Raw genomic sequence first — 22,042 nt, forward strand, 5'->3', positions numbered from 1 at the left:
TATATAAGACAAAAGAGTTGGCGTTTCATATTATGCATTAATATCTCGTCATTTGCCATAGAACCGGCCCGTCGGCGGCTCCATCCCGGCGACCGTCGGTCGCGCCTCATTCGCATGCGTCTCATCGCCCTCAACAAGCCGTTCGGCACCATCTGCCAGTTCTCGCCTCACGAAACCCGCCCGTCGCTCGCCGACTGGGTGAAGGTGCCGGGCGTATATCCCGCGGGCCGGCTCGATGCCGACAGCGAAGGCCTGTTGCTGCTCACGGACGACGGCGCGCTGCAAACCCGCATCGCCGAACCACGCCACAAACTCGTGAAACGCTACTGGGCCCAGGTGGAAGGCGCACCGGACGACACCGCACTCAAAACGCTCGCGCGCGGCGTCAATCTGGGCGATTACGTGACGCGGCCGTGTCGCGCCGAATTGGTCGAGCCGCCCGGCACGCTCTGGCCGCGCACGCCGCCCATCCGCTATCGCGCGGCCATTCCGACCACCTGGATCGAGCTCGCCATCACCGAAGGGAAGAACCGTCAGGTGCGACGGATGACCGCGGCCGTGGGGTTCCCTACCTTGCGGCTCGTGCGCGTGGGCATCGGCGCCCTCGACATCTTCTCGCTCGGGCTACAGCCCGGCGAAAGCATGGACCTGCCGCCCCGCGCACCGTGGGACGGCGTCTGATCCCTCGGATAACGGTGTCATGACGAGCAAACATTCGTTACACCAGAGCGCGTCAACCGGTGCGCAACACGATGCGTTATTGCTCGCAGATGCCCCCGAAGCTATCCGGCATTCAGCCTTCAGGTCCGTCCCGCCTGCCTCACAAGGCACACGAGACGGTTCCGACCGCTGGCAGCAGCAAGGACAAATTTGCGCCGGCTACTGTCAACCGAAAGGTGGATGGCACGTTTACCGTCGTGACTCAATGACCGGGTCACTTGGTTAATTAACTCAAGCTGAGGATTCAAAACATGAACAAACTGATCGCCGCTCTGGTTGCTGGCCTGTTCGCAACGGCTGCTTTCGCACAAGCTTCGGCTCCGGAAGCCGCTTCGGCCGCTCCGGCTGCTGCTGCTTCGTCGGCTCACAAGGCGAAGAAGACCCACAAGGCAAAGAAGTCGCACAAGAAGGCAGCGAAGGCTGAAGCCGCTTCGGCCGCTTCGGAATAAGTTGCTGTAAAAACGCAGTCAAGAACACGCAGTTCTGCCGTTCTTACGGCGTTGAAAGGCAGATCACCCTCGAGGCGATCTGCCTTTTGTTTTTGGAGCGACGCTTTGGCCTCTCGCTTCGCGCTACCCGCTACCCGCTTTGGCCACCCCATTGGGCCACGCAACATCCGCACCGTCCGTCTTTTGACCCATCTTGACGCGCTCGCGTAACATGCGCGGGTTACTCTTCTCGCCCAAGGAGCCCTCTCGTGCGAATCTTCCTGCGCTCGCTGATTGCGCGCCTCGCATTGGCCGCCGTAGTACCCGTTGCCGCCGTATCGTTTGCCCTCGCGTGCGCGGGTAACGCCGAGGCGCAGCAGATGCCGCCCGGCGCGAAACAACCCAGCGAGTTCCCACGCGTGAAGCTCACCGTGGGCATGTTTGTCGTCGATGCCGCGGTCGCGGCCAACGACGCCGATCGCGAGCAGGGCCTCATGTATCGCACGCAGCTCGCGCCGAACGAAGGCATGCTGTTCGTGTTCAACGAGAACGCGGTGCATTGCTTCTGGATGAAGAACACGCTGATCTCATTGTCGATCGCGTTCATTCGCGCCGACGGCACAATCACCGACGTCGATGAAATGCAGGCGGAAACCACGAACAACCATTGCCCGCGCAACAACGGTGTCTATGCACTCGAAATGAGCAAAGGCTGGTTTCAGTCGAAGGGCATCAAGCCCGGCATGAAGATTCAGGGGCTGCCCCAGCCGTAATAGCGCGATGTAACTCGATGGGACGCGGAGCGCTCGAATTGCGCCCGTCCCGCATCGTTCGGAGGAATGGGTGTCATCGAGTACCGGCTACAGCGGACCATGCCAGGCGCGCTCTGCCGACGACGCCATCCAACCTTCAGCCAGGGCAAGGCCGGTGACGTGAATGGCACCGGCTTTTTTTTGCGCCAGCGCGTTCGCTATCCCCGGGCGCCAGTCGCGCACCGCTCGCATCAACAGACCACGCGACCCCGGGCAAGCCGTTTGCGATCATTTGCGACCTGGTCCGGCCGGCGCTGTCCGCCCGAACCGCTGCCCCGCTCGAAGCGCTCGCAGCGGGCGCGCCGGCCTGGCAAGAACCCTGCAAAAGCCCGCACCGCGCGCTATGCTAGTAGTCTCGGTTCGCGAGCCTGATCGGCTCGCGGCCCGCCGTGCAGACCGCAGCCCGCGCCGCGGCCTGCCAGAGAGACTCCACCGGCGCGCCATTCCAAGGAGATAAACGTGCCCCGCAAGACTCCCATCGAGCGCTATCGCAACATCGGGATCAGCGCTCACATCGATGCCGGCAAAACGACCACGACCGAACGCATCCTGTTCTACACCGGCGTGAATCACAAGATCGGCGAAGTGCACGACGGCGCCGCGACCATGGACTGGATGGAGCAGGAGCAGGAGCGCGGCATCACGATCACCTCGGCGGCCACCACGGCGTTCTGGCGCGGTATGGCGAACAACTATCCCGAGCACCGCATCAACATCATCGACACCCCGGGCCACGTCGACTTCACGATCGAAGTGGAGCGTTCGATGCGCGTGCTCGATGGCGCGTGCATGGTCTACGACTCCGTGGGCGGCGTGCAGCCGCAGTCGGAAACCGTGTGGCGCCAGGCGAACAAGTACAAGGTGCCGCGCATCGCGTTCGTCAACAAGATGGACCGCGTGGGCGCGGACTTCTTCCGCGTGCAGCGGCAGATCGGCGAGCGCCTCAAAGGCGTGGCCGTGCCCATCCAGATTCCGATCGGCGCCGAAGACCACTTCCAGGGCGTGGTCGATCTCGTGAAGATGAAGGCCATCCTGTGGGACGAGGAAAGCCAGGGCGTGAAGTTCGAGTATCAGGACATTCCGGCCAACCTCACCGACCTCGCCCACGAGTGGCGCGAGAAGATGGTGGAAGCGGCGGCGGAAGCAGACGAGGAGTTGCTCGAAAAATATCTGACCGACCACGAGAGCCTGACCGAGGACGAGATCAAGGGCGCCTTGCGCAAACGCACCATCCGCAACGAGATCGTGCCCATGCTCTGCGGCAGCGCGTTCAAGAACAAGGGCGTGCAGGCGATGCTCGACGCCGTGATCGACTACCTGCCCTCGCCCGTCGACATTCCCGCGATTCTCGGCCACGACGTCAACGACAAGGAAGCGGAGCGTCACCCGAGCGACGACGAGCCGTTCTCGGCGCTCGCCTTCAAGATCATGACCGACCCGTTCGTCGGCCAGTTGATCTTCTTCCGCGTCTACTCCGGCGTCGTCGAATCGGGCGACACCGTGCTCAACGCCACGAAGGACAAGAAGGAACGCCTCGGCCGCATCCTGCAGATGCACGCGAACGAGCGCAAGGAAATCAAGGAAGTGCGCGCGGGCGACATCGCAGCGGCCGTGGGTCTCAAGGAAGCGACCACGGGCGATACGCTCTGCGATCCGAACAACATCATCATTCTCGAGAAGATGGTGTTCCCGGAGCCGGTGATTTCCCAGGCCGTGGAGCCGAAGACGAAGGCCGACCAGGAAAAGATGGGCATTGCGCTCAACCGTCTGGCGCAGGAAGACCCGTCGTTCCGCGTGCAGACCGACGAGGAATCCGGCCAGACCATCATCTCGGGCATGGGCGAGTTGCACCTCGAAATCATCGTGGACCGCATGCGCCGCGAGTTCGGCGTGGAAGCCACTGTCGGCAAGCCGCAGGTGGCGTACCGCGAAACGGTGCGCACCACGGCGAAAGATGTGGAAGGCAAGTTCGTCAAGCAGTCGGGCGGCCGCGGCCAGTACGGTCACGCCGTCATCACGCTCGAACCGCAGCCGGCGGGCAAGGGCTACGAATTCGTCGATGCCATCAAGGGCGGCGTGATTCCACGCGAATTCATCCCGGCCGTCGACAAGGGCATTCAGGAATCGCTCAAGGCCGGCGTACTGGCGGGCTACCCGGTGGTGGACGTGAAGGTCACGTTGACGTTCGGCTCGTACCACGACGTGGACTCGAACGAAAACGCCTTCCGCATGGCCGGTTCCATGGCGTTCAAGGAAGGCATGCGCCGCGCGAAGCCCGTGCTGCTAGAACCCACGATGGCCGTGGAAGTGGAAACGCCCGAAGACTTCATGGGCAACGTGATGGGCGACCTCTCTAGCAGGCGCGGCATCGTGCAGGGCATGGAGGACATCGCGGGAGGCGGCGGCAAGATCGTGCGCGCCGAGGTGCCGCTCGCGGAGATGTTCGGCTACTCCACGACGCTGCGCTCGCTCACGCAGGGCCGCGCCACCTACACGATGGAGTTCAAGCATTACGCCGAAACGCCGCAAAACATCGCGGAAGCCGTGATGAGCGCGAAGCGCTGAGCCGCGCCCGGTTGTTCATGCGGTTGTTCATGCGGTTGTTCATGCGGGCCTTCATCCAAGGCCTTCATGTAACGCCTTCAGCAGCACCTCGAGCCGGACGACGCCCGCAACCGTTACACACTGCGCGGCGCCGTCCGGCGTCTCTCCCGAATCCCATCCCAGCGAGCACAGCATGAGCCATGACCATGACGATCATCGCGACGATCACGACCATCGCGACACCCCGGCGCCGGACTGGCGCGACAACGGCGTCAAGGTGATCCGCGGCGACCAGCTCGACGTCAACACGGCGCAGACGCCTGGCATGGACCGCGCGGTCGCCATCAACGCCGCCCGCGTGGGCGCGCAGAAGATCTGGGCCGGCACGGTAAGAATTCATCCCGACGCGAAGACCGGAGCGCACCACCACGGTCCGCTCGAAAGCGTGATCTACGTGGTCCGCGGGCGCGCTCGCATGCGTTGGGGCGAACATCTCGAATTCACGGCTGAAGCCGGTCCCGGCGACTTCATCTTCGTGCCGCCGTTCGTGCCGCACCAGGAGATCAACGCGAGCACCGACGAGCCGCTCGAATGCGTGCTCGTGCGCAGCGACAACGAGACGGTCGTGGTGAACCTCGACATCGACGCGGTCGAGCAACCCGAAGCCGTCTATTGGGTCGATCCGATCCACAAGCATCCGCACGAGCACTGAGCGCCGCTGCGGCATCGGTTTTTCCAGCGCGACGCGGCCCGTTCCGCATCGCGGGCCAATCGCTTACACTGAACCCGCATTCGTCATCGCAATACCGCTCTTCTGCTGTCGTTTCCTGACACAGGCTGCGCCGCACCCGGCGCAAGACGTGTGGCAGGCACCCTGCGCCATCCGCGCACGCACTCCGGCAAAACACGGAACAGAACGGAACCCTTATCGATGAAGACTCCCGCGGATCCCAGCGTCGCCCTCGAACTGCTCCGGCGCCACGCCGACAGCTTCGGCAACCACGCAATCGACGAATTCCTCGCCGGCCGGCTCAGCCGGCGCGAATTGCTGAGGCACGCCAGCGTGATCGGCCTCGCCTTCGTGGGCGGCGGTCTGCTCGCCACACCGCGCGCACGCGCCCAGGGCACCGCAAGCAATCAGACGATTCGCGTGGCCCATCTGATGCCCGCAGGCGCCGTGGACCCGCTCACCGTCACGGACGCAGGCGGCCTGTGCCTGCTGAACCAGACCGGCGAATTCCTCGTCAACGACGACGAGCACAGCACGCTGCAACCCGCGCTCGCGCTCTCGTGGCAGCCGAACGCGAAAGGCGACGTGTGGACCTTCAAGCTGCGCCAGAACGTGAAGTTCCACGACGGCGCACCGTTCACCGCGAAAGACGTAGTCGCCACCTTCGACCGCCTCGCCGATCCCGCAGCCGGATCGGCGGCGCTCTCGGTGCTGAAGGGTGTGCTTTCGAAGGGCGGCGCGAAAGCCGTGGACGACCACACGGTCGCCTTCCATCTCGACGCGCCGAACGGCAACTTCCCGTACTACGTTTCTTCGGACAACTACAACGCCGTGATCCTGCCCGCGAGCTATACGGGCAACTACGAGAAGACCTTCATCGGCACCGGGCCGTTCAAGCTCGAAAAATACCAGCCGAAAGTGGGCGCCTCGTTCGTACGCAATCCCGACTATTGGGGCGACAAGGCATTGCCGCAGCGCGTGCAGTTCTCGTTCTATGCAGACCAGCAGTCGCAGATTCTCGCGCTGCAGGGCCGCCAGGCCGACGTAATGGGCACGTTCACCGTGCAGGGCGGCACGGGCATTCTCAACAACCCGGAATTCAAGGTGGACGGCGTGCGCTCCAGCGCCCATCGCCAGATCCACATGCGCACCGACAGCCCGCAGTTCAAGGACAAGCGCGTGCGCCAGGCGCTGGCGCTCTCCATCGACCGCGAGGTGATGGTGCGCGGACTCTTCCGCGGCCGCGCCGTGGTGGGCAACGACAGTCCGTTCGCGCCGGTGTTTCCCTCGTCGAATACCTCCGTGCCGCAGCGCAGGCTCGACGTTGCGAAGGCGAAGGCGCTGCTCGCGCAGGCGGGCGCGGGACACGGCTTCGAGGCGCCGCTGACCACCGAAAAGTTCATGGAGCTTCCCGACCTCGCCGTGGTCGTGCAGAACGCGGCGAAAGCGATCGGCGTGCAGCTCGCGCTGAAGGTGGAGAGCCAGAATCAGTATTACGGCGCAGGCACCTTCGGTAAATCGGACTGGCTCGACTCGCCGCTCGGCATCACCGACTACGGCCATCGCGGCGTGCCCAACGTGTTCCTCAACGCGCCGCTCACGAGCGGTGGCACGTGGAATGCTGCGCACTTCAAGAACCCGCAGTACGACCAGTTGGTGGCGCAGTTCGTCGCCGCGCTGGATGTCGCCTCGCAGAAGAAGATCGCCGGGCAAATCCAGACGCTGCTGCTCGACGAAACGCCCGTGATCATTCCGTACTTCTACGATCAGCTGATCGCACGCCGCGCTGCATTGAACGGCGTGCATTTCACGGCCATCGCGCAACTGTATTTCGACCGCGCGGTGCTGGCCGCCTGAAGCGCCGGACGTACAGCGCATGAGGCGCGCACAGCCCACCGCCGTCGCGAAGACACGCCCGCGGCGGGTTGTGCGCGGTGAGCCGCAGCCCGCATGAACGTGCCTCGAGAACTTCGATGTCGACCTCGGTCTTCTCTCCTACTCCTCGCGCCCGGCGCGCAGCCAGCGGCAACGCCGCGCGCATCGCGCGTTTTCTGACGACGCGCCTCGTGCTGTCGGCCATCACGTTGTGGCTGCTCTCCGTGATCGTATTCGCGGGCGGCCAGTTGCTGCCGGGCGACATCGGACGCGCGATTCTGGGCCCGCTCGCCGATGCACGCGCGGTGGCCGCACTCGATCATCAACTCGGCGTGGACCGCCCGCTCGTCACGCAGTACGTCGAGTGGATCACGCATTTCGTGCGTGGCGACATGGGCCTCTCGTATGCCTACCGTGAACCGGTGGGGCCTTTCATCGGCGACGCGCTCGCGCATTCGGCGAAGCTCGGGCTGCTCGCCTTCGTCGTGGTCGTGCCGCTCGGCATTGCAGGCGGCGTCTGGGCCGCGATGCACGCCGGGCGCTGGCTCGACCGCGTCATCAGCATTACGGGGCTGTCGGCCACGGTGGTGCCCGAGTTCGTTTCGTCGATCGCGCTGATCCTGATCTTCGGCGTGTGGCTGCGGTGGCTGCCCATCGAAGCCTCATGGCCGCCCGATGCCGGCGTGCTCGAACAGTTGCGGCACCTCGTGCTGCCCGTGCTGCCGCTCGTCTTCGTGTTCTTCGGCTACATCGCACGCATGGCGCGCGTGGGCACGGTGGAAGCGCTCGACGCCGACTACACGCGCACCGCCGTGCTCAAAGGTCTGCCGCAGCGCGTGGTGATCTGGCGACACGTGCTGCGCAACGCGCTCCTGCCCACCATCACCGTGGCCGCCACGCAGCTCGGCTACATGATCGGCGGCCTCGTCGTGGTGGAAACGCTGTTCCACTACCAGGGCATCGGCTCGCTCATCTACAACGCCGCGAAGGCGAAAGACTTTCCGATGCTTGAAGCCGGCGTGCTCACCATCGGCGTGGTCTACACAGTGGCCAACCTCGTGGCCGACGCGCTCAACGTGCTGCTCAATCCGCGCCTGCGCGTGAGGAGCGCGCAGTGAGCACACTCACGCCGTCTTCGTCTTCCACAACGCGCGCCGCGGCCGAACCGCGTTTCGAGCGTCTGCGCGTGCTGCTGCGTTCACCGTCGTTCGTGGTGGGGCTCGCTATCGTGCTGTGGTGGATCGTCTGCGCCGTGGCGGGACCGTGGTTCGCGCCGCACGATCCCTATGCGTCAGACCCGCTCAACTCGCTCACTGCACCGGACGGCGTTCACTGGTTCGGCACCGACCAGTTGGGTCGCGACGTGTTCTCGCGCGTGATCGTGGGAGCCCGCGACATCCTCACGATCGCGCCGCTCGCCACGCTGGCGGGCACGCTCGCGGGCACCGCGCTCGGCCTCGTGGTGGGCTACTTCGACGGCTGGGTCGACAACGTGATTGGCCGCGTGATCGACGCCGTGCTCGCGCTGCCGCTCGTCATCGTCGCGCTGCTCGCGCTCGCGGCGGTGGGCGCGTCGAACTTCACCGTGATCCTCGTGATTGGCATCACCTTCACGCCCATCACGGCTCGCACGGTGCGCGCCGCCGTGTTCGCGGAACGCCACCTCGACTACGTGGCCGCGGCGCAGCTGCGCGGCGAGCGCGCGCCCTACATCATGTTCGTGGAGATTCTGCCGAACGTGCTGCCGCCCATCGTCGTCGAGGCCACGGTGCGGCTCGGCTACGCGATCTTCGCCGTCGCCACGCTGTCGTTCCTCGGCTTCGGCATCCAGCCTCCGTCAGCCGACTGGGGCCTCGCACTCTCCGAGTCGTACACGTTGATGGCGGGCGGTGCCTGGTGGACCGTCGTATTCGACGCGCTCGCCATCGCCTCGCTCGTCGTCGGCGTGAACCTCATGGCGGACGGCGTGCAGGGAGTGCTCGACCGATGAATGGCCCGACGAGTGGCACGCCGACTGGCTCGCGCGGTAGCTTGCAGAACGATGCGCAAGCCTCGCCGTCCACGCCGCCGCCCGCGCCGTTCCCCACCTTCGGCGCCGCGAAAAACGATCGCGCCGACGCGCTCGCCATTGTTGGCCTGACCGTCACCTACCGTATTCGCGGACGCGATCGCGAAGTGCTGCACGACGTCTCGCTGCGCGTACGTCGCGGCGAAGCCTATGGGCTCGTGGGCGAGTCGGGCTGCGGCAAATCCACCGTCGCAATGGCAACGCTGCGGTATCTGCCGCGCAACGGCAAGGTGAAGGCGGGACGCATCTCGATTGGCGGTGAAGACGTGCACGCGCTCGATGCCGACCGGCTGCGCGTCATGCGCGCCAATGCGATCTCGATGGTGTATCAGGACCCGGCACGCGCGCTGAACCCGTCGCTCACGGTCGCGCGCCAGGTGGCCGAAGCGTTCGAGGCCGCGGGCGCCTCGCGTGCCGATGCGCTCGCGCGCACGCCGGACCTGCTACGCCGCGTGCGCATTGCGGAGCCCGAGCGCGTGATGGAGAGCTTTCCACACCAACTCTCGGGCGGCATGCAGCAACGCATCGTGATCGCGATGGCGCTGGCGTCGAACCCCGCCCTGCTGATTCTCGACGAGCCGACCACCGGGCTCGACGCCACCGTGGAAGCCGAAGTGCTCGACCTCATCGCGCAATTGCGCGCGGAACTCGGCATGGCGGTGCTCTTCATCAGCCACAACCTTGCGGTGATCGGCCAGATGTGCGAACGCGTGGGCGTGCTCTACGCGGGCCGGCTCGTCGAGGAAGGCGCCACACGCGACGTGTTCACACGACCGCGGCATCCGTACACGGTGGGTCTGCTGCGTTGCCTGCCCGCTTCCGGCCGCAGCAAGGACCACGACCGGCTCGATACCATTGCGGGACAACTGCCTTCGCCAGGCGAAGCGCCGCCCGGCTGCATCTATGCGGACCGCTGCCGCCTCGCCGACGAGCGCTGCCGCCGCGAAGCTCCACCGCCCTGGCGCGTGAACGCGCCGCACGGCGAGCAGATGGCGCGCTGCCACTATCACGAGCGGGCCATCGAGCTGCCTCGTGCGGCCACGCGCGTGACGGACGCAAACGGAGCAGACGGCACGCGTGGCACGAATGACACAAGCGGCACGGCGGCGAACGCAAACGGCGACGGCACGCTCGAGCGCCCACGCGACGACACGCTGATCCTGCGCGCCGAGCGCATCTCGAAGACGTTCCACGTGGGCAGCACGACGGTGCGCGCGGTGGACGCGGTCTCGCTCGATCTCGCGGCCGGCGAAACGCTGGGGCTCGTCGGCGAGTCGGGCAGCGGCAAGACGACGCTCGCGAAGCTGCTGCTCGGCCTCATCGCGCCCGACGAAGGCAGCGTCATCGAACTCGACGGCGCGCCGCTGCCGCCGCGCGTCACCGCACGCAACGACGACCAGGTGAAATCGCTGCAGATCGTGTTTCAGAACCCCGATTCGGCACTGAACCGGGCGCATCCGGTGAAGCGGCTGATCGGCCGCGCGCTGTCGCGGCTCGGCTCGCTGCACGGTCCCGCGCGCGAGGCGCGGCTCAATGCACTCATCGAGGCGGTGCGCTTGCCCGATCGCTATCTCGACGCCCGCACGCGGCAGCTTTCGGGTGGGCTCAAGCAGCGTGTCGCTATTGCGCAAGCGTTCGCGGGCAATCCGCGCATCGTGGTCTGCGACGAACCCACCTCCGCGCTCGACGTCTCCGTGCAGGCCGCCATTCTCAACCTGCTCGCCGACCTTCAACGCGAGCACGGCGTGAGCTACGTCTTCATCTCTCACGACCTGCACGTGGTGCGCTATCTCTCCGATCGCATCGCGGTGCTCTACGTGGGCCGCCTGCTCGAAGTCGGTCCTGCCGCGGCCGTGTTCGACGGGCCGCATCATCCCTACACAGAAGCGCTGATCTCGTCGGTGCCCGCACTCGACGGTCTCTCCCAGGGCAAGCGCATCCGCCTCTCGGGCGACCCGCCCAGCGCTGCCTCGCCGCCGTCGGGCTGCGTGTTCCACACGCGCTGCCCGCGCAAGATCGGCGCCCTCTGCGAGCAGGAAGACCCGCCGTTCACCGATGCCGGCGACGGTCATCGCATTCGCTGCCACATCCCTGTCGCCGAACTGCGCGCGCTTCAAAACGTTACGCGCGAGCGATAAAACAGCGCGCTTCGCGTTTCACCGCCGAAACGTTTTTCCGCAATTCACGTGCGGCGCTGAGCCGCTGCCGCGGCGGCCCCCATCTGCGACGTGCCTTCGCGGCCGGTGGCACATTTATCGCTAAACACGAGGCACATCCGGCCCGTGAGTCGCATCGTGGCAGAGACTGGCGAATGCCCTTCGCACGCGACGGATGAACCACAAGAAGCGGGTCTCATGCAGGTCGAGCCGCGCGGCGGCGGAGCGCTGCGCGCGGCACGACACGGGGTCGGCAAAACCTGGAGATAACGGGCACGCCCTGCATGAGGCAGTGAAGAGTTCCGGTGACGAGGCGTCGGGACTCCAGGGAGATAAGCGATGAATAACAAAGCAGTTGATCAGGACTGCCATACGTTGACGTGGCAGGTCGCGGTGGCGGTTGCCTCGATGGTCGGTCTGCTCGTTGCAGCGCCGGCCTGCGCGGCAGGCGCACGCGATGACGCGGACGCAGCGAAGTGGGCCGTGAGCGCGCACGTCCCACTTCCTGCGAGCGTCACGGCCGCCGCAATCTTCCTCGCGCAGGACACGGCCGCGGGAATGGGCGCGACGACCAACGCCGAGGCATCCGCGGACGCCATTACCGCCGCCGAAGACGCGGCCACGGTGTTCCTGCCGCGCGAATGCGATCGCAACGTGAGCGGCGCGGGTAGCACGGCGGCCTGCAACCCCAGCAGCGCACACAGCGCGAACGGCGGGCGAGGCGCAGGTGGAGCAGGTGGCGCGAGCGGCGGCGTGGGCGGCTCCGCGGCGGGGTCGAGTGCCAGCGGGTCGTCTGGCGGGCTTGGCAGCGCAGCGGCAGCGGCAGGCGGGAAAGCTTCAGGGAGCGGGAGTAATGGTGGCGGTGGCGGTGGCGGTGGTGGCGGTGGTGGCGGTGGTGGCGGTGGTGGCGGTGGTGGCGGTGGTGGCGGTGGTGGCGGTGGTGGCGGTGGTGGCGGTGGTGGCGGTGGCGGTGGCGGTGGTGGTGGTGGCGGTGGTGGCGGTGGTGGCGGTGGTGGCGGTGGTGGCGGTGGTGGCGGTGGTGGCGGTGGTGGCGGTGGTGGCGGTGGTGGCGGTGGTGGCGGTGGTGGCGGTGGTGGCGGTGGTGGCGGTGGTGGCGGTGGTGGCGGTGGTGGCCACGGCGGTCCCGGCGGCGGATTCGGTGGCGGTGGTTTCGGTGGTGGTGGAGGTTGTGGCTGCGGCAGTTCGGGCGGCGGTTTCGGTGGAGGCTTCGGCGGGGGGTTGGGTGGAGGACCCGGCGGCGGCTTCGGAAAAGGTGGCGGCTTCGGCGGGGGCTATGGCGGCGGTCCCGGCGGCGGTCACGGTGGCGGTGGTAGCGGACGTTAGACCCGCGCGGCGGTGCCCCCGCACCGCACACTGCCCCGAAACGGCATGACATCCCAGTCACGCCTTTCTGTGGTGACGGCGGTGGCGCTCCGATCCCCCGGTCGGCGCGTCACCGCCGCGGCCCGGACCGCACTGCGGTCCGTTTGCCCTTCTGCGGATGTCGCGTACCGAGCGAGTCAGTTGACGCACATGAAGCGCATGGCCCGGCATTTGACGGCGACCAACAAACCGCGCGAAAGCCCCGCATCGATCGCAAGCGGTCAGCCAAACAGGGAACCAATCGCGCGGCGCAGTCTCCTACAGTGCATTCGAAGCCCTTTCGACAAACTGGCAGGAGGACAACAACATGAAGCAATACTTCCCGCACGGCGCCGCGCGCCTCACGCTCGCAGCGGCATTCGCGTTTGGCCTCGCGTCGGCAGCCAGCGCGCAGACCCAGGCGTCCACGGCGCCTCCCCCGGTGGACCCGTCATTCTCGGCTTACTGGCTCTCTCAGCTGTGTCAACAGCCTTCGTCGGACAACGTCTCGCGCGGCCAGTGTGTGAGCGCCATTCGCGGCATCATTCACGGCTATCAGTACGGCGTGCTGTTCCTCGGCCAACGCGGAACGTTGCCCACCGGCGAGACGCAACGCGTATCGCTCTGCCTGCGTAACACGCCGGTGCCCGCCATCGTGGACGAGTTCGTCGCCGACACGCGCCAGGTCGATGCCGACGCCCTCAAGCGCACGCCCGCCGAAGTCGCGGTGCTGGGCTCGGTGCACATGCACCACGCGTGCGAGTAAGAATCGGCGTGTCTCGCCGCAACGCGAGTCTCGCGTGACGCATTCAATCGCAACATAGAGCGGCGGCCTCGCGCATCACTGAAACGCAAGGCCGCCGCATCCGTCTCTCCTTCGTTCCCTTCCCCGCCGTTACAGCATTTCCAGCGACCGCTTGCCGCGCGGCGGCCTGAAGTACACGTCCAGCGCAGCACATTCTTCGGCCGTGAGGTTCAAGTCCAGCGCGCGGCGATTGTCCCGCACGTGCTCCAAGCGCGCTGCCTTCGGAATGGCGAACACGCCATGTTGCCGCAGCACCCACGCGAGCGCGACCTGAAACACGGACACGCCGCGCGCGTGCGCGATGTCGTCGAGCGCCGAGCGCTTCGGCAAGCGTGCGTGGTCCACGGGGCTGTAGGCCATCGCGGGCAAGCGCCGTTCGGCAAGCCACGGCAGCAAATCGAACTCCGGACCGCGGCGCGCAACGTTGTAGAGAATCTGGTTGGTCGCACACGCGTCGCCACCGGGAACGGAGAAAAGCTCTTCCATATCGTCGGTGTCGAAGTTGCTCACGCCCCAGTGGCGAATCTTGCCCGCCTCGCGCAGCGCCTCGAAGCCCGCCACGGTCTCTTCGAGCGGCACCGTGCCGCGCCAGTGCAGCAGATAGAGATCGATGCGATCGGTCTTCAGGCGCTTGAGGCTCGCCTCGCAGGCTGCTTGCACGCCGCGCCGGCTCGCGTTGTGCGGATACACCTTGCTCACCAGGAACACCTCGTCGCGCAGCCCGTTCAGCGCCTCGGCGAGCAGCGTTTCGGTCGCGCCCTCGCCGTACATCTCCGCGGTATCGATCAACGTCATGCCGAGCGCGATGCCTTCGCGCAGCGCCGCGATCTCGTCGGCGCGGCGCGCCGGCCGCTCGCCCATCTCCCACGTGCCCTGCCCCAGCTTCGGAATGCGCTCGCCGTCGGGCAGCGCGACACTTGCAATCTCGGTGACCATGAACGCTCCTCAAAGGCTTCGACTTCGGTTGCTTCGCGTGGGCCTCATGTTCCTTCAGGACCACCCTCGCGGCGTGCACATCACGCGAGGCGCGAACCGGAGCGGGCCAGTTTAGCCCTTTGCGAGCCGCGTCACCGCCCACCTCACGAAACCTCGCTATAACGGCCGCACGCGATGACTTAAAATCGACAATCGCCTTTCACGCCCGCTCCCTTATGAACGCTCCCTCGGAAGACCGCTGGCACGACCTGCGCCCGGACCCGGACAACGACACGCCGCTCTATCTGCAGCTCGCCCGCAAACTGGGCCACGCGATTCACGAGAATCGCTGGAACGCCGGCGAGGCGCTGCCCTCGGAACGCGTGCTCTCGGAAGCGCTCGGCGTGTCGCGCATCACGGCGCGCAAGGCGATTGCGCTGCTGGTCGAACAGGGCTTGATTCGCCGCACGCAAGGCGCGGGCAGCTTCATCACGCCGCGCTACGAAGATCCGCTCTCGCGGCTCACGAGTTTCAGCGAGATGCTGCGGCGCCGCGGCTTCACGCCCAGCTCGAAGTGGCTCTCACGCGAGATTCAGCCCGCAAGCCGCGAAGAAGTGATCCAGTTGGGGCTCTCGCCGGCGGCTGCCGTCACGCGCCTCAAACGGCTGCGCCTCGCGGACGGCATCGTGATGGCCGTCGAGAACTCCACCTTTCCCGCCGCCCTGATTCCCGATCCGCAGGCGATCGGCGATTCGCTGTACAGCTTCCTGGAACAACGTGGGCTTGCGATCGTGCGCGCGCTTCAGCATTTCCGCGCGGTCAACGCGAGCGAAGAGATTGCGCGGCAAATGAGCATTGCGCCGAACGAAGCGCTGCTGCTCATCACGCGCGTGGGCTACACGGCGGATCAGCGCGCCATCGAACTCACCGACACGTATTGCCGCAACGACTATTACGATTTCGTCGCGGAGCTGCGCAAGTAGCCTCGCAAGCCGGCGTCGCACTCGAGCGTGAATCAGCTCCAGCGCGGTTCGTCTGTCCCGATAGGCACAGGCGGGCGGGCATAGAACGGCGGCGTCTCCGACAACCGCTCCGCAGGCGCCGCCGCGCACACACGCCCGAACGGCGAGTCCGTCATTTCGAGACAGTCGGCCACGTCGCTGAACGTCACGTCGGGCGTTCGCCAACCGCCTTCAATCTGCCCCAGCGACTGTAGCCAGCGCCCCGTCTGCGCAAGCGAAACGCGCACGTGCCAGCTGCCGCCCTCCTTCGCGCGCCGCGCGAGCGCGGCCATCGCGCCGAACGCCGCAAGATAGCCGGTGCCGTGATCCAAAGCCTGACACGGCAGATGCCGGGGCGCGTCGAACGGCTGGTTGCCTCCCGCACAATGCGAACTCACCGCGCCGCTTTCCGTCCACACGATCCCGCTCGCCGATTGCACGAGGCTGTCGAAGCCGCGCCGGTTGGCCCACGGCCCGGTGTGTCCGTAAGCGCAGATCGACACGTACACGATGCCGGGCCGCTGCTGCGCGAGCGCCTGCGGCCCGAAACCCCGCGCCGTGAGCGCGCCGGGGCGATAGGCCTGGAGAAACACGTCGGCCTCCGAAGCGAGTGCGCGCAACGTATCGCGCGCCGCCGCTTCGCGCAGATCGAGCGTGGCCGAGCGCTTGCCGCGACCGTTGTCGATCACGAGTGGTTCGATGTTCGGCAGATGCGGACCGTTGACGAGCAGCACGTCCGCTCCGTGATGCGCGAGCGCCCGGCCCGCCACCGGTCCGGCAATGATCCGCGACAGGTCCAGCACACGTACGCCTGCAAGCGGCCGGTCGGCGCCACCGCGGCCCGGCGGCTGCGGCGGCGCATCGCCAATGCGTTCGATCTCGATGAGCGGCAGGTCCGCGATGGCTCTCGCCTGCGGCAGCGCGGCCCATTCGCGCGGCGAGCGAACCAGCGCCGCGCAGAGGCCGGCGTCCGCGAGCGCGGTATCGAGCGCGGCGCCATCCCAGCCGCGAATCGCTTCGGCCACCGCCTCGTGGCTGTTTTCGCAGCCCAGAACCGAGAGCACACCGTGCAGATGGTGCGGGAAGTTCGTGTGCAGCTGAATCCAGCGGCCATCGCGCGTGGCGTAAAAGCCGGTCACAGGGTGACGCAGCTCGCGTGGCAACTCATCGTTCACGCGCAGATAGCGCTCGCTGCGAAATGCGACGAGCGCGCGTCGCACATCCACCTCCACGCGTTGGCGGCAACCTGTGCGCAGCCGGAAGCATTCCGCTGCGGCAAGCCCCGCGGCACCGATCGTGGAGGCGGCCAGCGTGCCCACGCGATAAACCGAAGGCAAGCCCGGGTCGTTGCCGTCCAGATGGATCGAATCGAGCGCAGCAGGATCGCATTCGGCAAGAGACCACAGATGTTCCAGAGCGAGACGAGGCGTCATGATCGGCAGCCGGGCAGGTCCGGCGGTGTGAGTGGGTCGAAACAGCGAGAACAAACAGGTGAGGCGAAACAACCGAAGTGAAACGAGTCTAGATTTCCCGGCCACACCGATCAATCTTGATTAAGATAATCAACATATATCGATTTCTCCGGTTTTTCCGCCCAGGCCGCCATGTCCAGCTATATGACCGCATCCGAAGCCGCCGACGCGCTCGGCGTGAGCCTTGCCACGCTCTACGCCTACGTGAGCCGCGGCATGCTGCAATCCGCGCCCGACCCGGCTAGCAAACGGCGCCGCTACGCCGCAACCGACGTGCGCCGTCTCGCGCGGCGCAAGGCCGACGGCAAGCGCGCCGGCAAGGTCGCGCAGAAGGTGCTGGACTGGGGCGTGCCGGTGCTCGAATCGTCGATCTCGCTGATCGCCGACGGCCGGCTCTTCTATCGCGGCCGCGACGCCACCGCGCTCGCGCGCACCGCGACGCTTGAAGACGTCGCCGCGCTGCTGTGGGAGTGCACGCCGCGCCGCATCACAGAAGCGCCCGCTGCACCGCTCGCCGCGGCGCAATGGGCCGCCTGGCTCAAGCTATGGGCCGACAGCACGCCGCTCGATCGCGCGCTCGTGCTGTTGCCGGCTGCAGCCGCGCAGATGCCGCGCGTCTGGGCACTCGGCCGCGACGCGCAGCTCGATACAGCAGCGCTCGTGCTGCGCTTCGTGGCGGCGGCGATGATCTCGGCGGCGCCGTCGGCCGATCCGCTGCATCGCCAGCTTGCCGCGGCCTGGGGCGTGCGCAATCGCCAGCAAGCCGATCTGCTGCGCGCAGCGCTCGTGCTCTGCGCCGATCACGAACTCAACGCGTCCACGTTCACCGTGCGATGCATTACGTCCACGGGCACGCATCTGTTCGGCGCCGTGGCGGGCGGGCTCGCGGCGCTGGCCGGGCCGCGTCACGGCGGCGAGACAGCGCGCGTCGCCGCCCTCTTCGACGAAGCCGCGCGCGCCGGCGACCTGAACCGCTATCTCGCCACCCGGCTCGCCGCACATGAGCACGGCAGCGCGACGGCTGCGCCCGAGCGCCCCGCCGCGGTCCTGCCGGGCTTCGGGCACCCGCTCTATCCGGACGGCGATCCGCGTGCGCGGCTGCTGCTCGAACTGCTGACCGAACGCGCGCCCGCGCGCTCATCGATGCGCGAGGTGGACGCACTGGCGCGCGCCGTCCACGAGACGACAGGCGCCTTTCCTACGGTGGATTTCGCGCTTGCCGCTATCGAGCGCGTGTTGGGGTTGCCGCACGGCGCCGCGTTCACGCTGTTCGCCGTGGGGCGCACGGTGGGCTGGATCGCGCATGCGATGGAGCAGGCGGCGGACGGCCGGCTCATCCGTCCGCGCGCACGGTATGTGGGGGAATACGAAACCGTCGCGGGTGAATGACGTTGAGTTGCGGGGCGCCGCCGGTCACGCGAGGCGCGAGGCAAAACGCGAGGCAAAGCGCGCAGCAAAGCGAGCCAGGCTCCACTTCGGCGCCCAATTCCGCAGCACGCGTCCGAGCGCAACACCTGGCGCCTCGGCCGCGCCGCCTCGCGTCGTTTGCACACCGAATGCGAGCGCAAAACGCGCGCCGGCATGCCCCGAACTGACCCACGTACGGGCGCCGCGCGGCAGCGCAAACGACTCGCCGGCCGCGAGCCAGTAATCGCCGGCGTCGCCCTCCACCGTCAACCAGATCTGTCCGGCCCGCACTTCCAGGACGAGCGGCTGCGCGGCGTGCAGGGCGGCCGCGGGCTCGCCGTGTTCGAGTTCGAATGTACGGATTTCGCGCATTGCAGTGCTCCTTGAAGGGCATTGACGGTTCGAGCATTATTGCGAGGCGACGCTGCTGCGCCCATGCACAGTTCCGTACAGTTCGGTCTGAACTGTACAGTCGAAAAACCTGACAGTGAGTCCTCATGAAGCTACAACTCGACCGCGCGAGCGGCGTGCCGCTCACCGAACAGATCGTCACCGGCGTGCAGGACTGGATTCGTTCGCGCGCGGCGCACCCGGGCGCGAAGTTGCCGTCCATCCGCCAGCTTGCCGCCGACTACGGCATCAGCCGCTTTCCCGTGATTGAGGCATACGACCGGCTCGTGTCGCTCGGCTACGTCGATTCGCGTCACGGCTCGGGCTTCTACGTGTCCGAGCGCGGACTGCCCGGCACGTTCGGCATGAGCGGCATGGGGCTCTCGGACCCGCGACGCGCCGAAGAGGAATCCATTCACATCCTGCGGCACCTGAACCGGCCGGACGAGACGCTGGAACTCGACAGCGGCTCCATTCCGCAGGCCTGGCGCGACATGGAGAGCCTCGGCCAGGCTATCCGCCTCGTATCGCGCACCGACGGTTCGAGCCTCGTCGATTACGCCACGCCGCTCGGCAACGTGAAGCTGCGCGAGCATCTGCAGACGCGCCTCGCGCCGCTCGGCATTGCCGTCGATCCGTCGCAGATCCTCATCACCGAAGGCGCAAGCGAGGCGCTCGACCTGCTGATGCGCTACATGCTCAAGGGCGGCGACACAGTGTTCGTCGAAGACCCGGGCTACTACAACCTCTACGGCCTGCTCAAGCTGCACGGCGTGAAGCTGGTGGGCATTGCGCGCACGGCCAACGGGCCGGATCTCGACATGCTCGAAGCCATGCTGATCGAGCACCGGCCACGCGCGTTCTTCATCAACTCCGTGTTCCACAATCCGACCGGCACGACCGTGACGCCACCCGTCGCGTTCAGGCTGCTGCAGCTGGCGCGCGAGCACCGCTTCACCATCGTGGAAGACGACATCTACGGCGATTTCCAGACCGATCCCACCGACCGCCTCGCCACGCTCGACCAACTCGAACACGTGGTCTACGTGGGTGGGCTTTCGAAGACGCTGTCGTCTTCGCTGCGCGTGGGCTACGTGGTGGCGAGCCCGCAGATCGTGAAAGACCTCGCCGACATCAAGGTGCTCACGAGCATCGGCGGCTCGCGTTTTGCCGAAGCCGTAGCCGTGGCGCTGCTCGAACGCGGCGCGTACCGCAAGTATCTGGAACGCCTGCGGCGCCGCATGCGCGATGCGCTCGGCAGCGCCACGCAGACGCTCACGACGAGCGGCTGGGAGCTGTTCGCCCGTCCGCAGGGCGGCAAGTTCCTGTGGGCACGCGTGCCGCACATCGAAGACTCGGCGCGACTGGTTGCCTGCGGCGAGCCGCTCGGCGTAACGGTGACGCCGGGCAGTTACTTCCGTCCTGACGGCCAGCCGAGTCCGTGGATCCGCATCAATGCCGCATTCACGAACGATCCGCGGGCACGTGCGTTCTTCGAGGCGGCGGCGCGGCTGAGCGGCTGACCACCCGGGCGCGCCCGCTGCATCGGCAGGCGCGCAAACTGCGGGCACACGCTGTTTTCCCTACAATGGCGGCTGCCCCTTATTTGCCCGGTACGAGTCCTGTACTTGTCCGGTACTTGCCTTCCACCTGCCCGCGGCCCGCTCCTCCAGCACGCCCATGCCCGTCCCCACCACCGCTCCTGCTGCTCCGTCCGCTACGCCGTCTGCCCGTTCCCTCACTGTTATGTTGTGGCTCGTCGCGACGGGCTTCTTCATGCAGACGCTCGACTCCACCATCGTGAACACCGCGCTGCCCGCCATGGCGAACAGCCTCGGCGAGTTGCCGCTCAGAATGCAGTCCGTCGTGATCGCCTATTCGCTCACGATGGCAGTGATGATTCCGGTGTCGGGATGGCTCGCGGACAAACTCGGCACGCGGCGCGTATTCTTCAGCGCGATTCTCGTGTTCACGCTCGGCTCGCTGCTGTGTGCCAACGCGCATTCGCTGACGCAGCTCGTCGTGTGGCGCATCGTGCAAGGCGTGGGCGGGGCGATGCTGCTGCCCGTGGGGCGCCTCGCCGTGCTGCGCACCTTTCCTGCCGAGCGCTATCTGCCGGCGCTCTCGTTCGTCGCCGTTCCCGGGCTGATCGGACCGCTGATCGGCCCGACGCTGGGCGGCTGGCTCGTCAAGATCGCCTCGTGGCACTGGATCTTTCTGATCAACGTGCCGGTAGGCATCGTGGGCTGCATCGCGACCTTCATCTTCATGCACGACAGCCGCAATCCCGATACGCCGCGCTTCGATCTCGCCGGCTATCTGCTGCTCGTGGTAGGCATGATCGCGATCTCCGTTGCGCTCGACGGTCGCGCCGAACTGAGCCTCGAGCACGCCACGGTGCTCGTGCTGCTGATCCTGAGCCTTGCCTGTTTCGTCGCCTACGGGCTGCACGCGGTACGCGCCCCGCAGCCGCTCTTCCCGCTCGACCTCTTTCGCATCCACACCTTCAGCGTGGGGCTGCTCGGCAATCTGTTCGCGCGCATCGGCAGCGGCGCGATGCCGTATCTGATTCCGCTGCTGCTCCAGGTGGGTCTCGGCTACAGCGCATTCGAAGCGGGCCTCATGATGTTGCCCGTCGCCGCGGCCGGCATGTCGGCCAAGCGGCTCGTCACGCAACTCATCACGCGTTACGGCTATCGGCGCGTGCTGGTGACCAACACCGTGCTGGTCGGACTGGCGATGGCGAGCTTTTCACTCTCCAGCCCGAACGAGCCGCTGTGGCTGCGCCTCGTGCAGCTCGCGCTCTTCGGCTGCGTGAACTCCATGCAGTTCACCGCGATGAACACCCTCACGCTCAAGGACCTCGGCACGGGCGGCGCGAGCAGCGGCAACAGCCTCTTCTCGCTCGTGCAGATGCTCTCGATGAGCCTCGGCGTGACCGTGGCCGGCGCCATGCTCACCACGTTCACCGGCATCCTGCCGCGCGCCACCGCCACGCACGTGCTGCCGGCCTTCCACGCCACGTTCCTGTGCGTGGGCATCATCACGGCCGGGTCGTCGTGGATCTTCGCGCAGCTCTCGCCGGACGTGCGCGGCACGGCGAAGAAAACCGATCCTTCCGAGCGGGCCTGAGCCGGTTCATCGCACTCCTGCGTGCCTCTTTCGATTGACTCTCGCCTCGGCCCGAGCGCCCGCCGGGGCGCCGGCTGCACGCTTGCGACCCGCTGCGGGGCAGCCCGCGCACCGTTCGTGTGCAGATGCCACGAGACCGCGCCGCCCGGTCCTGCTCCACGTCAGAAAGGCGGCAAGAAGGCGGCGTCTTCGAACTGTGCATGCTTCTTGCTGACCTATCCTGTA

Annotated in this window: 18 protein-coding genes; 15 read left to right on the top strand and 3 right to left on the bottom strand. The window is 66.7% G+C overall.

Going from position 1 to position 22,042, the window contains the following annotated elements; translation table 11 throughout:
- Positions 1–114 precede the first annotated feature (114 nt).
- The 11 genes from P2869_RS13905 to P2869_RS13955 all read left to right on the top strand — a co-directional run bounded on the left by P2869_RS13905 (position 115) and on the right by P2869_RS13955 (position 13,461).
- Positions 115–681 carry a pseudouridine synthase gene (locus tag P2869_RS13905; RefSeq protein WP_277596784.1) on the top strand — a complete coding sequence of 189 codons (567 nt, stop codon included), beginning with the start codon at positions 115–117 and terminating at the stop codon, positions 679–681.
- Between the two features lie 290 nt (positions 682–971).
- Positions 972–1,169: a hypothetical protein gene (locus P2869_RS13910; RefSeq protein WP_042303276.1), complete on the top strand. Its 198-nt coding sequence runs from the start codon at positions 972–974 to the stop codon at positions 1,167–1,169.
- 248 nt (positions 1,170–1,417) lie between these two features.
- Positions 1,418–1,921 (top strand): DUF192 domain-containing protein, encoded by a 504-nt coding sequence (locus P2869_RS13915; protein ID WP_277596785.1) that lies wholly within the window; start codon positions 1,418–1,420, stop codon positions 1,919–1,921.
- A 498-nt stretch (positions 1,922–2,419) separates the two neighbouring features.
- Positions 2,420–4,525, top strand: coding sequence for an elongation factor G (gene fusA / locus P2869_RS13920; RefSeq protein WP_017776882.1), 2,106 nt, complete (start codon positions 2,420–2,422; stop codon positions 4,523–4,525).
- A 172-nt stretch (positions 4,526–4,697) separates the two neighbouring features.
- Positions 4,698–5,216: a cupin domain-containing protein gene (locus tag P2869_RS13925; protein WP_017776883.1), complete on the top strand. Its 519-nt coding sequence runs from the start codon at positions 4,698–4,700 to the stop codon at positions 5,214–5,216.
- 219 nt (positions 5,217–5,435) lie between these two features.
- A complete protein-coding gene (locus P2869_RS13930) occupies positions 5,436–7,091 on the top strand; it encodes an ABC transporter substrate-binding protein (protein WP_277596787.1) in 1,656 nt (551 codons plus the stop codon).
- A gap of 116 nt (positions 7,092–7,207) precedes the next feature.
- Positions 7,208–8,227 carry an ABC transporter permease gene (locus P2869_RS13935; RefSeq protein ID WP_017776885.1) on the top strand — a complete coding sequence of 340 codons (1,020 nt, stop codon included), beginning with the start codon at positions 7,208–7,210 and terminating at the stop codon, positions 8,225–8,227.
- Complete coding sequence (locus tag P2869_RS13940) at positions 8,224–9,099, top strand: ABC transporter permease (protein WP_017776886.1); 876 nt, start codon at positions 8,224–8,226, stop codon at positions 9,097–9,099. The genes P2869_RS13935 and P2869_RS13940 overlap by 4 nt, the downstream gene beginning before the upstream one ends.
- Positions 9,096–11,315 carry an ABC transporter ATP-binding protein gene (locus tag P2869_RS13945; protein ID WP_277596788.1) on the top strand — a complete coding sequence of 740 codons (2,220 nt, stop codon included), beginning with the start codon at positions 9,096–9,098 and terminating at the stop codon, positions 11,313–11,315. Before P2869_RS13940 ends, P2869_RS13945 begins: the two co-directional genes overlap by 4 nt.
- Positions 11,316–12,186: 871 nt before the next feature.
- Positions 12,187–12,726, top strand: coding sequence for a hypothetical protein (locus tag P2869_RS13950; RefSeq protein ID WP_277596789.1), 540 nt, complete (start codon positions 12,187–12,189; stop codon positions 12,724–12,726).
- A 297-nt stretch (positions 12,727–13,023) separates the two neighbouring features.
- Entirely contained in the window at positions 13,024–13,461 is a 438-nt protein-coding gene (locus P2869_RS13955; protein ID WP_026121866.1) for a hypothetical protein, read from the top strand.
- Between the two features lie 129 nt (positions 13,462–13,590).
- Here P2869_RS13955 and P2869_RS13960 read toward each other — a convergent pair whose 3' ends face one another.
- The gene (locus tag P2869_RS13960; protein WP_277596790.1) at positions 13,591–14,436 is read right to left on the bottom strand and encodes an aldo/keto reductase; all 846 of its coding nucleotides are present in this window, start codon (positions 14,434–14,436) and stop codon (positions 13,591–13,593) included.
- A gap of 215 nt (positions 14,437–14,651) precedes the next feature.
- Between P2869_RS13960 and P2869_RS13965 the strand changes: the two genes are divergently transcribed.
- The gene (locus P2869_RS13965; RefSeq protein WP_017776892.1) at positions 14,652–15,398 is read left to right on the top strand and encodes a GntR family transcriptional regulator; all 747 of its coding nucleotides are present in this window, start codon (positions 14,652–14,654) and stop codon (positions 15,396–15,398) included.
- Positions 15,399–15,430: 32 nt separating this feature from the next.
- On the opposite strand, the gene P2869_RS13970 is transcribed toward P2869_RS13965, so the two are convergent.
- Entirely contained in the window at positions 15,431–16,849 is a 1,419-nt protein-coding gene (locus P2869_RS13970; RefSeq protein ID WP_277596791.1) for a CoA transferase, read from the bottom strand.
- A 171-nt stretch (positions 16,850–17,020) separates the two neighbouring features.
- Between P2869_RS13970 and P2869_RS13975 the strand changes: the two genes are divergently transcribed.
- Positions 17,021–18,277 carry a citrate/2-methylcitrate synthase gene (locus P2869_RS13975; protein WP_277596792.1) on the top strand — a complete coding sequence of 419 codons (1,257 nt, stop codon included), beginning with the start codon at positions 17,021–17,023 and terminating at the stop codon, positions 18,275–18,277.
- Between the two features lie 24 nt (positions 18,278–18,301).
- Here P2869_RS13975 and P2869_RS13980 read toward each other — a convergent pair whose 3' ends face one another.
- Entirely contained in the window at positions 18,302–18,667 is a 366-nt protein-coding gene (locus P2869_RS13980; RefSeq protein ID WP_277596793.1) for a DUF2917 domain-containing protein, read from the bottom strand.
- A 125-nt stretch (positions 18,668–18,792) separates the two neighbouring features.
- Between P2869_RS13980 and P2869_RS13985 the strand changes: the two genes are divergently transcribed.
- Positions 18,793–20,208: a PLP-dependent aminotransferase family protein gene (locus P2869_RS13985; protein WP_199540235.1), complete on the top strand. Its 1,416-nt coding sequence runs from the start codon at positions 18,793–18,795 to the stop codon at positions 20,206–20,208.
- A 223-nt stretch (positions 20,209–20,431) separates the two neighbouring features.
- Positions 20,432–21,817 carry a multidrug transporter subunit MdtD gene (gene mdtD, locus P2869_RS13990; protein WP_277598148.1) on the top strand — a complete coding sequence of 462 codons (1,386 nt, stop codon included), beginning with the start codon at positions 20,432–20,434 and terminating at the stop codon, positions 21,815–21,817.
- Positions 21,818–22,042 lie beyond the last annotated feature (225 nt).

The organism is Paraburkholderia sp. SUR17 (assembly GCF_029536165.1).
Classification (GTDB): Bacteria; Pseudomonadota; Gammaproteobacteria; order Burkholderiales; family Burkholderiaceae; genus Paraburkholderia; species Paraburkholderia kururiensis.

Coding starts and splice junctions, on each gene's coding strand:
- P2869_RS13980 (WP_277596793.1), bottom strand. CDS start 18,667: ATGCGCGAAATCCGTACATTCGAACTCGAACACGGCGAGCCCGCGGCC.
- P2869_RS13905 (WP_277596784.1), top strand. CDS start 115: ATGCGTCTCATCGCCCTCAACAAGCCGTTCGGCACCATCTGCCAGTTC.
- P2869_RS13960 (WP_277596790.1), bottom strand. CDS start 14,436: ATGGTCACCGAGATTGCAAGTGTCGCGCTGCCCGACGGCGAGCGCATT.
- P2869_RS13930 (WP_277596787.1), top strand. CDS start 5,436: ATGAAGACTCCCGCGGATCCCAGCGTCGCCCTCGAACTGCTCCGGCGC.
- P2869_RS13965 (WP_017776892.1), top strand. CDS start 14,652: ATGAACGCTCCCTCGGAAGACCGCTGGCACGACCTGCGCCCGGACCCG.
- P2869_RS13950 (WP_277596789.1), top strand. CDS start 12,187: ATGGTGGCGGTGGCGGTGGCGGTGGTGGCGGTGGTGGCGGTGGTGGCG.
- P2869_RS13985 (WP_199540235.1), top strand. CDS start 18,793: ATGAAGCTACAACTCGACCGCGCGAGCGGCGTGCCGCTCACCGAACAG.
- P2869_RS13970 (WP_277596791.1), bottom strand. CDS start 16,849: ATGACGCCTCGTCTCGCTCTGGAACATCTGTGGTCTCTTGCCGAATGC.
- mdtD (WP_277598148.1), top strand. CDS start 20,432: ATGTTGTGGCTCGTCGCGACGGGCTTCTTCATGCAGACGCTCGACTCC.
- P2869_RS13925 (WP_017776883.1), top strand. CDS start 4,698: ATGAGCCATGACCATGACGATCATCGCGACGATCACGACCATCGCGAC.
- P2869_RS13910 (WP_042303276.1), top strand. CDS start 972: ATGAACAAACTGATCGCCGCTCTGGTTGCTGGCCTGTTCGCAACGGCT.
- P2869_RS13935 (WP_017776885.1), top strand. CDS start 7,208: ATGTCGACCTCGGTCTTCTCTCCTACTCCTCGCGCCCGGCGCGCAGCC.
- P2869_RS13955 (WP_026121866.1), top strand. CDS start 13,024: ATGAAGCAATACTTCCCGCACGGCGCCGCGCGCCTCACGCTCGCAGCG.
- P2869_RS13945 (WP_277596788.1), top strand. CDS start 9,096: ATGAATGGCCCGACGAGTGGCACGCCGACTGGCTCGCGCGGTAGCTTG.
- P2869_RS13975 (WP_277596792.1), top strand. CDS start 17,021: ATGTCCAGCTATATGACCGCATCCGAAGCCGCCGACGCGCTCGGCGTG.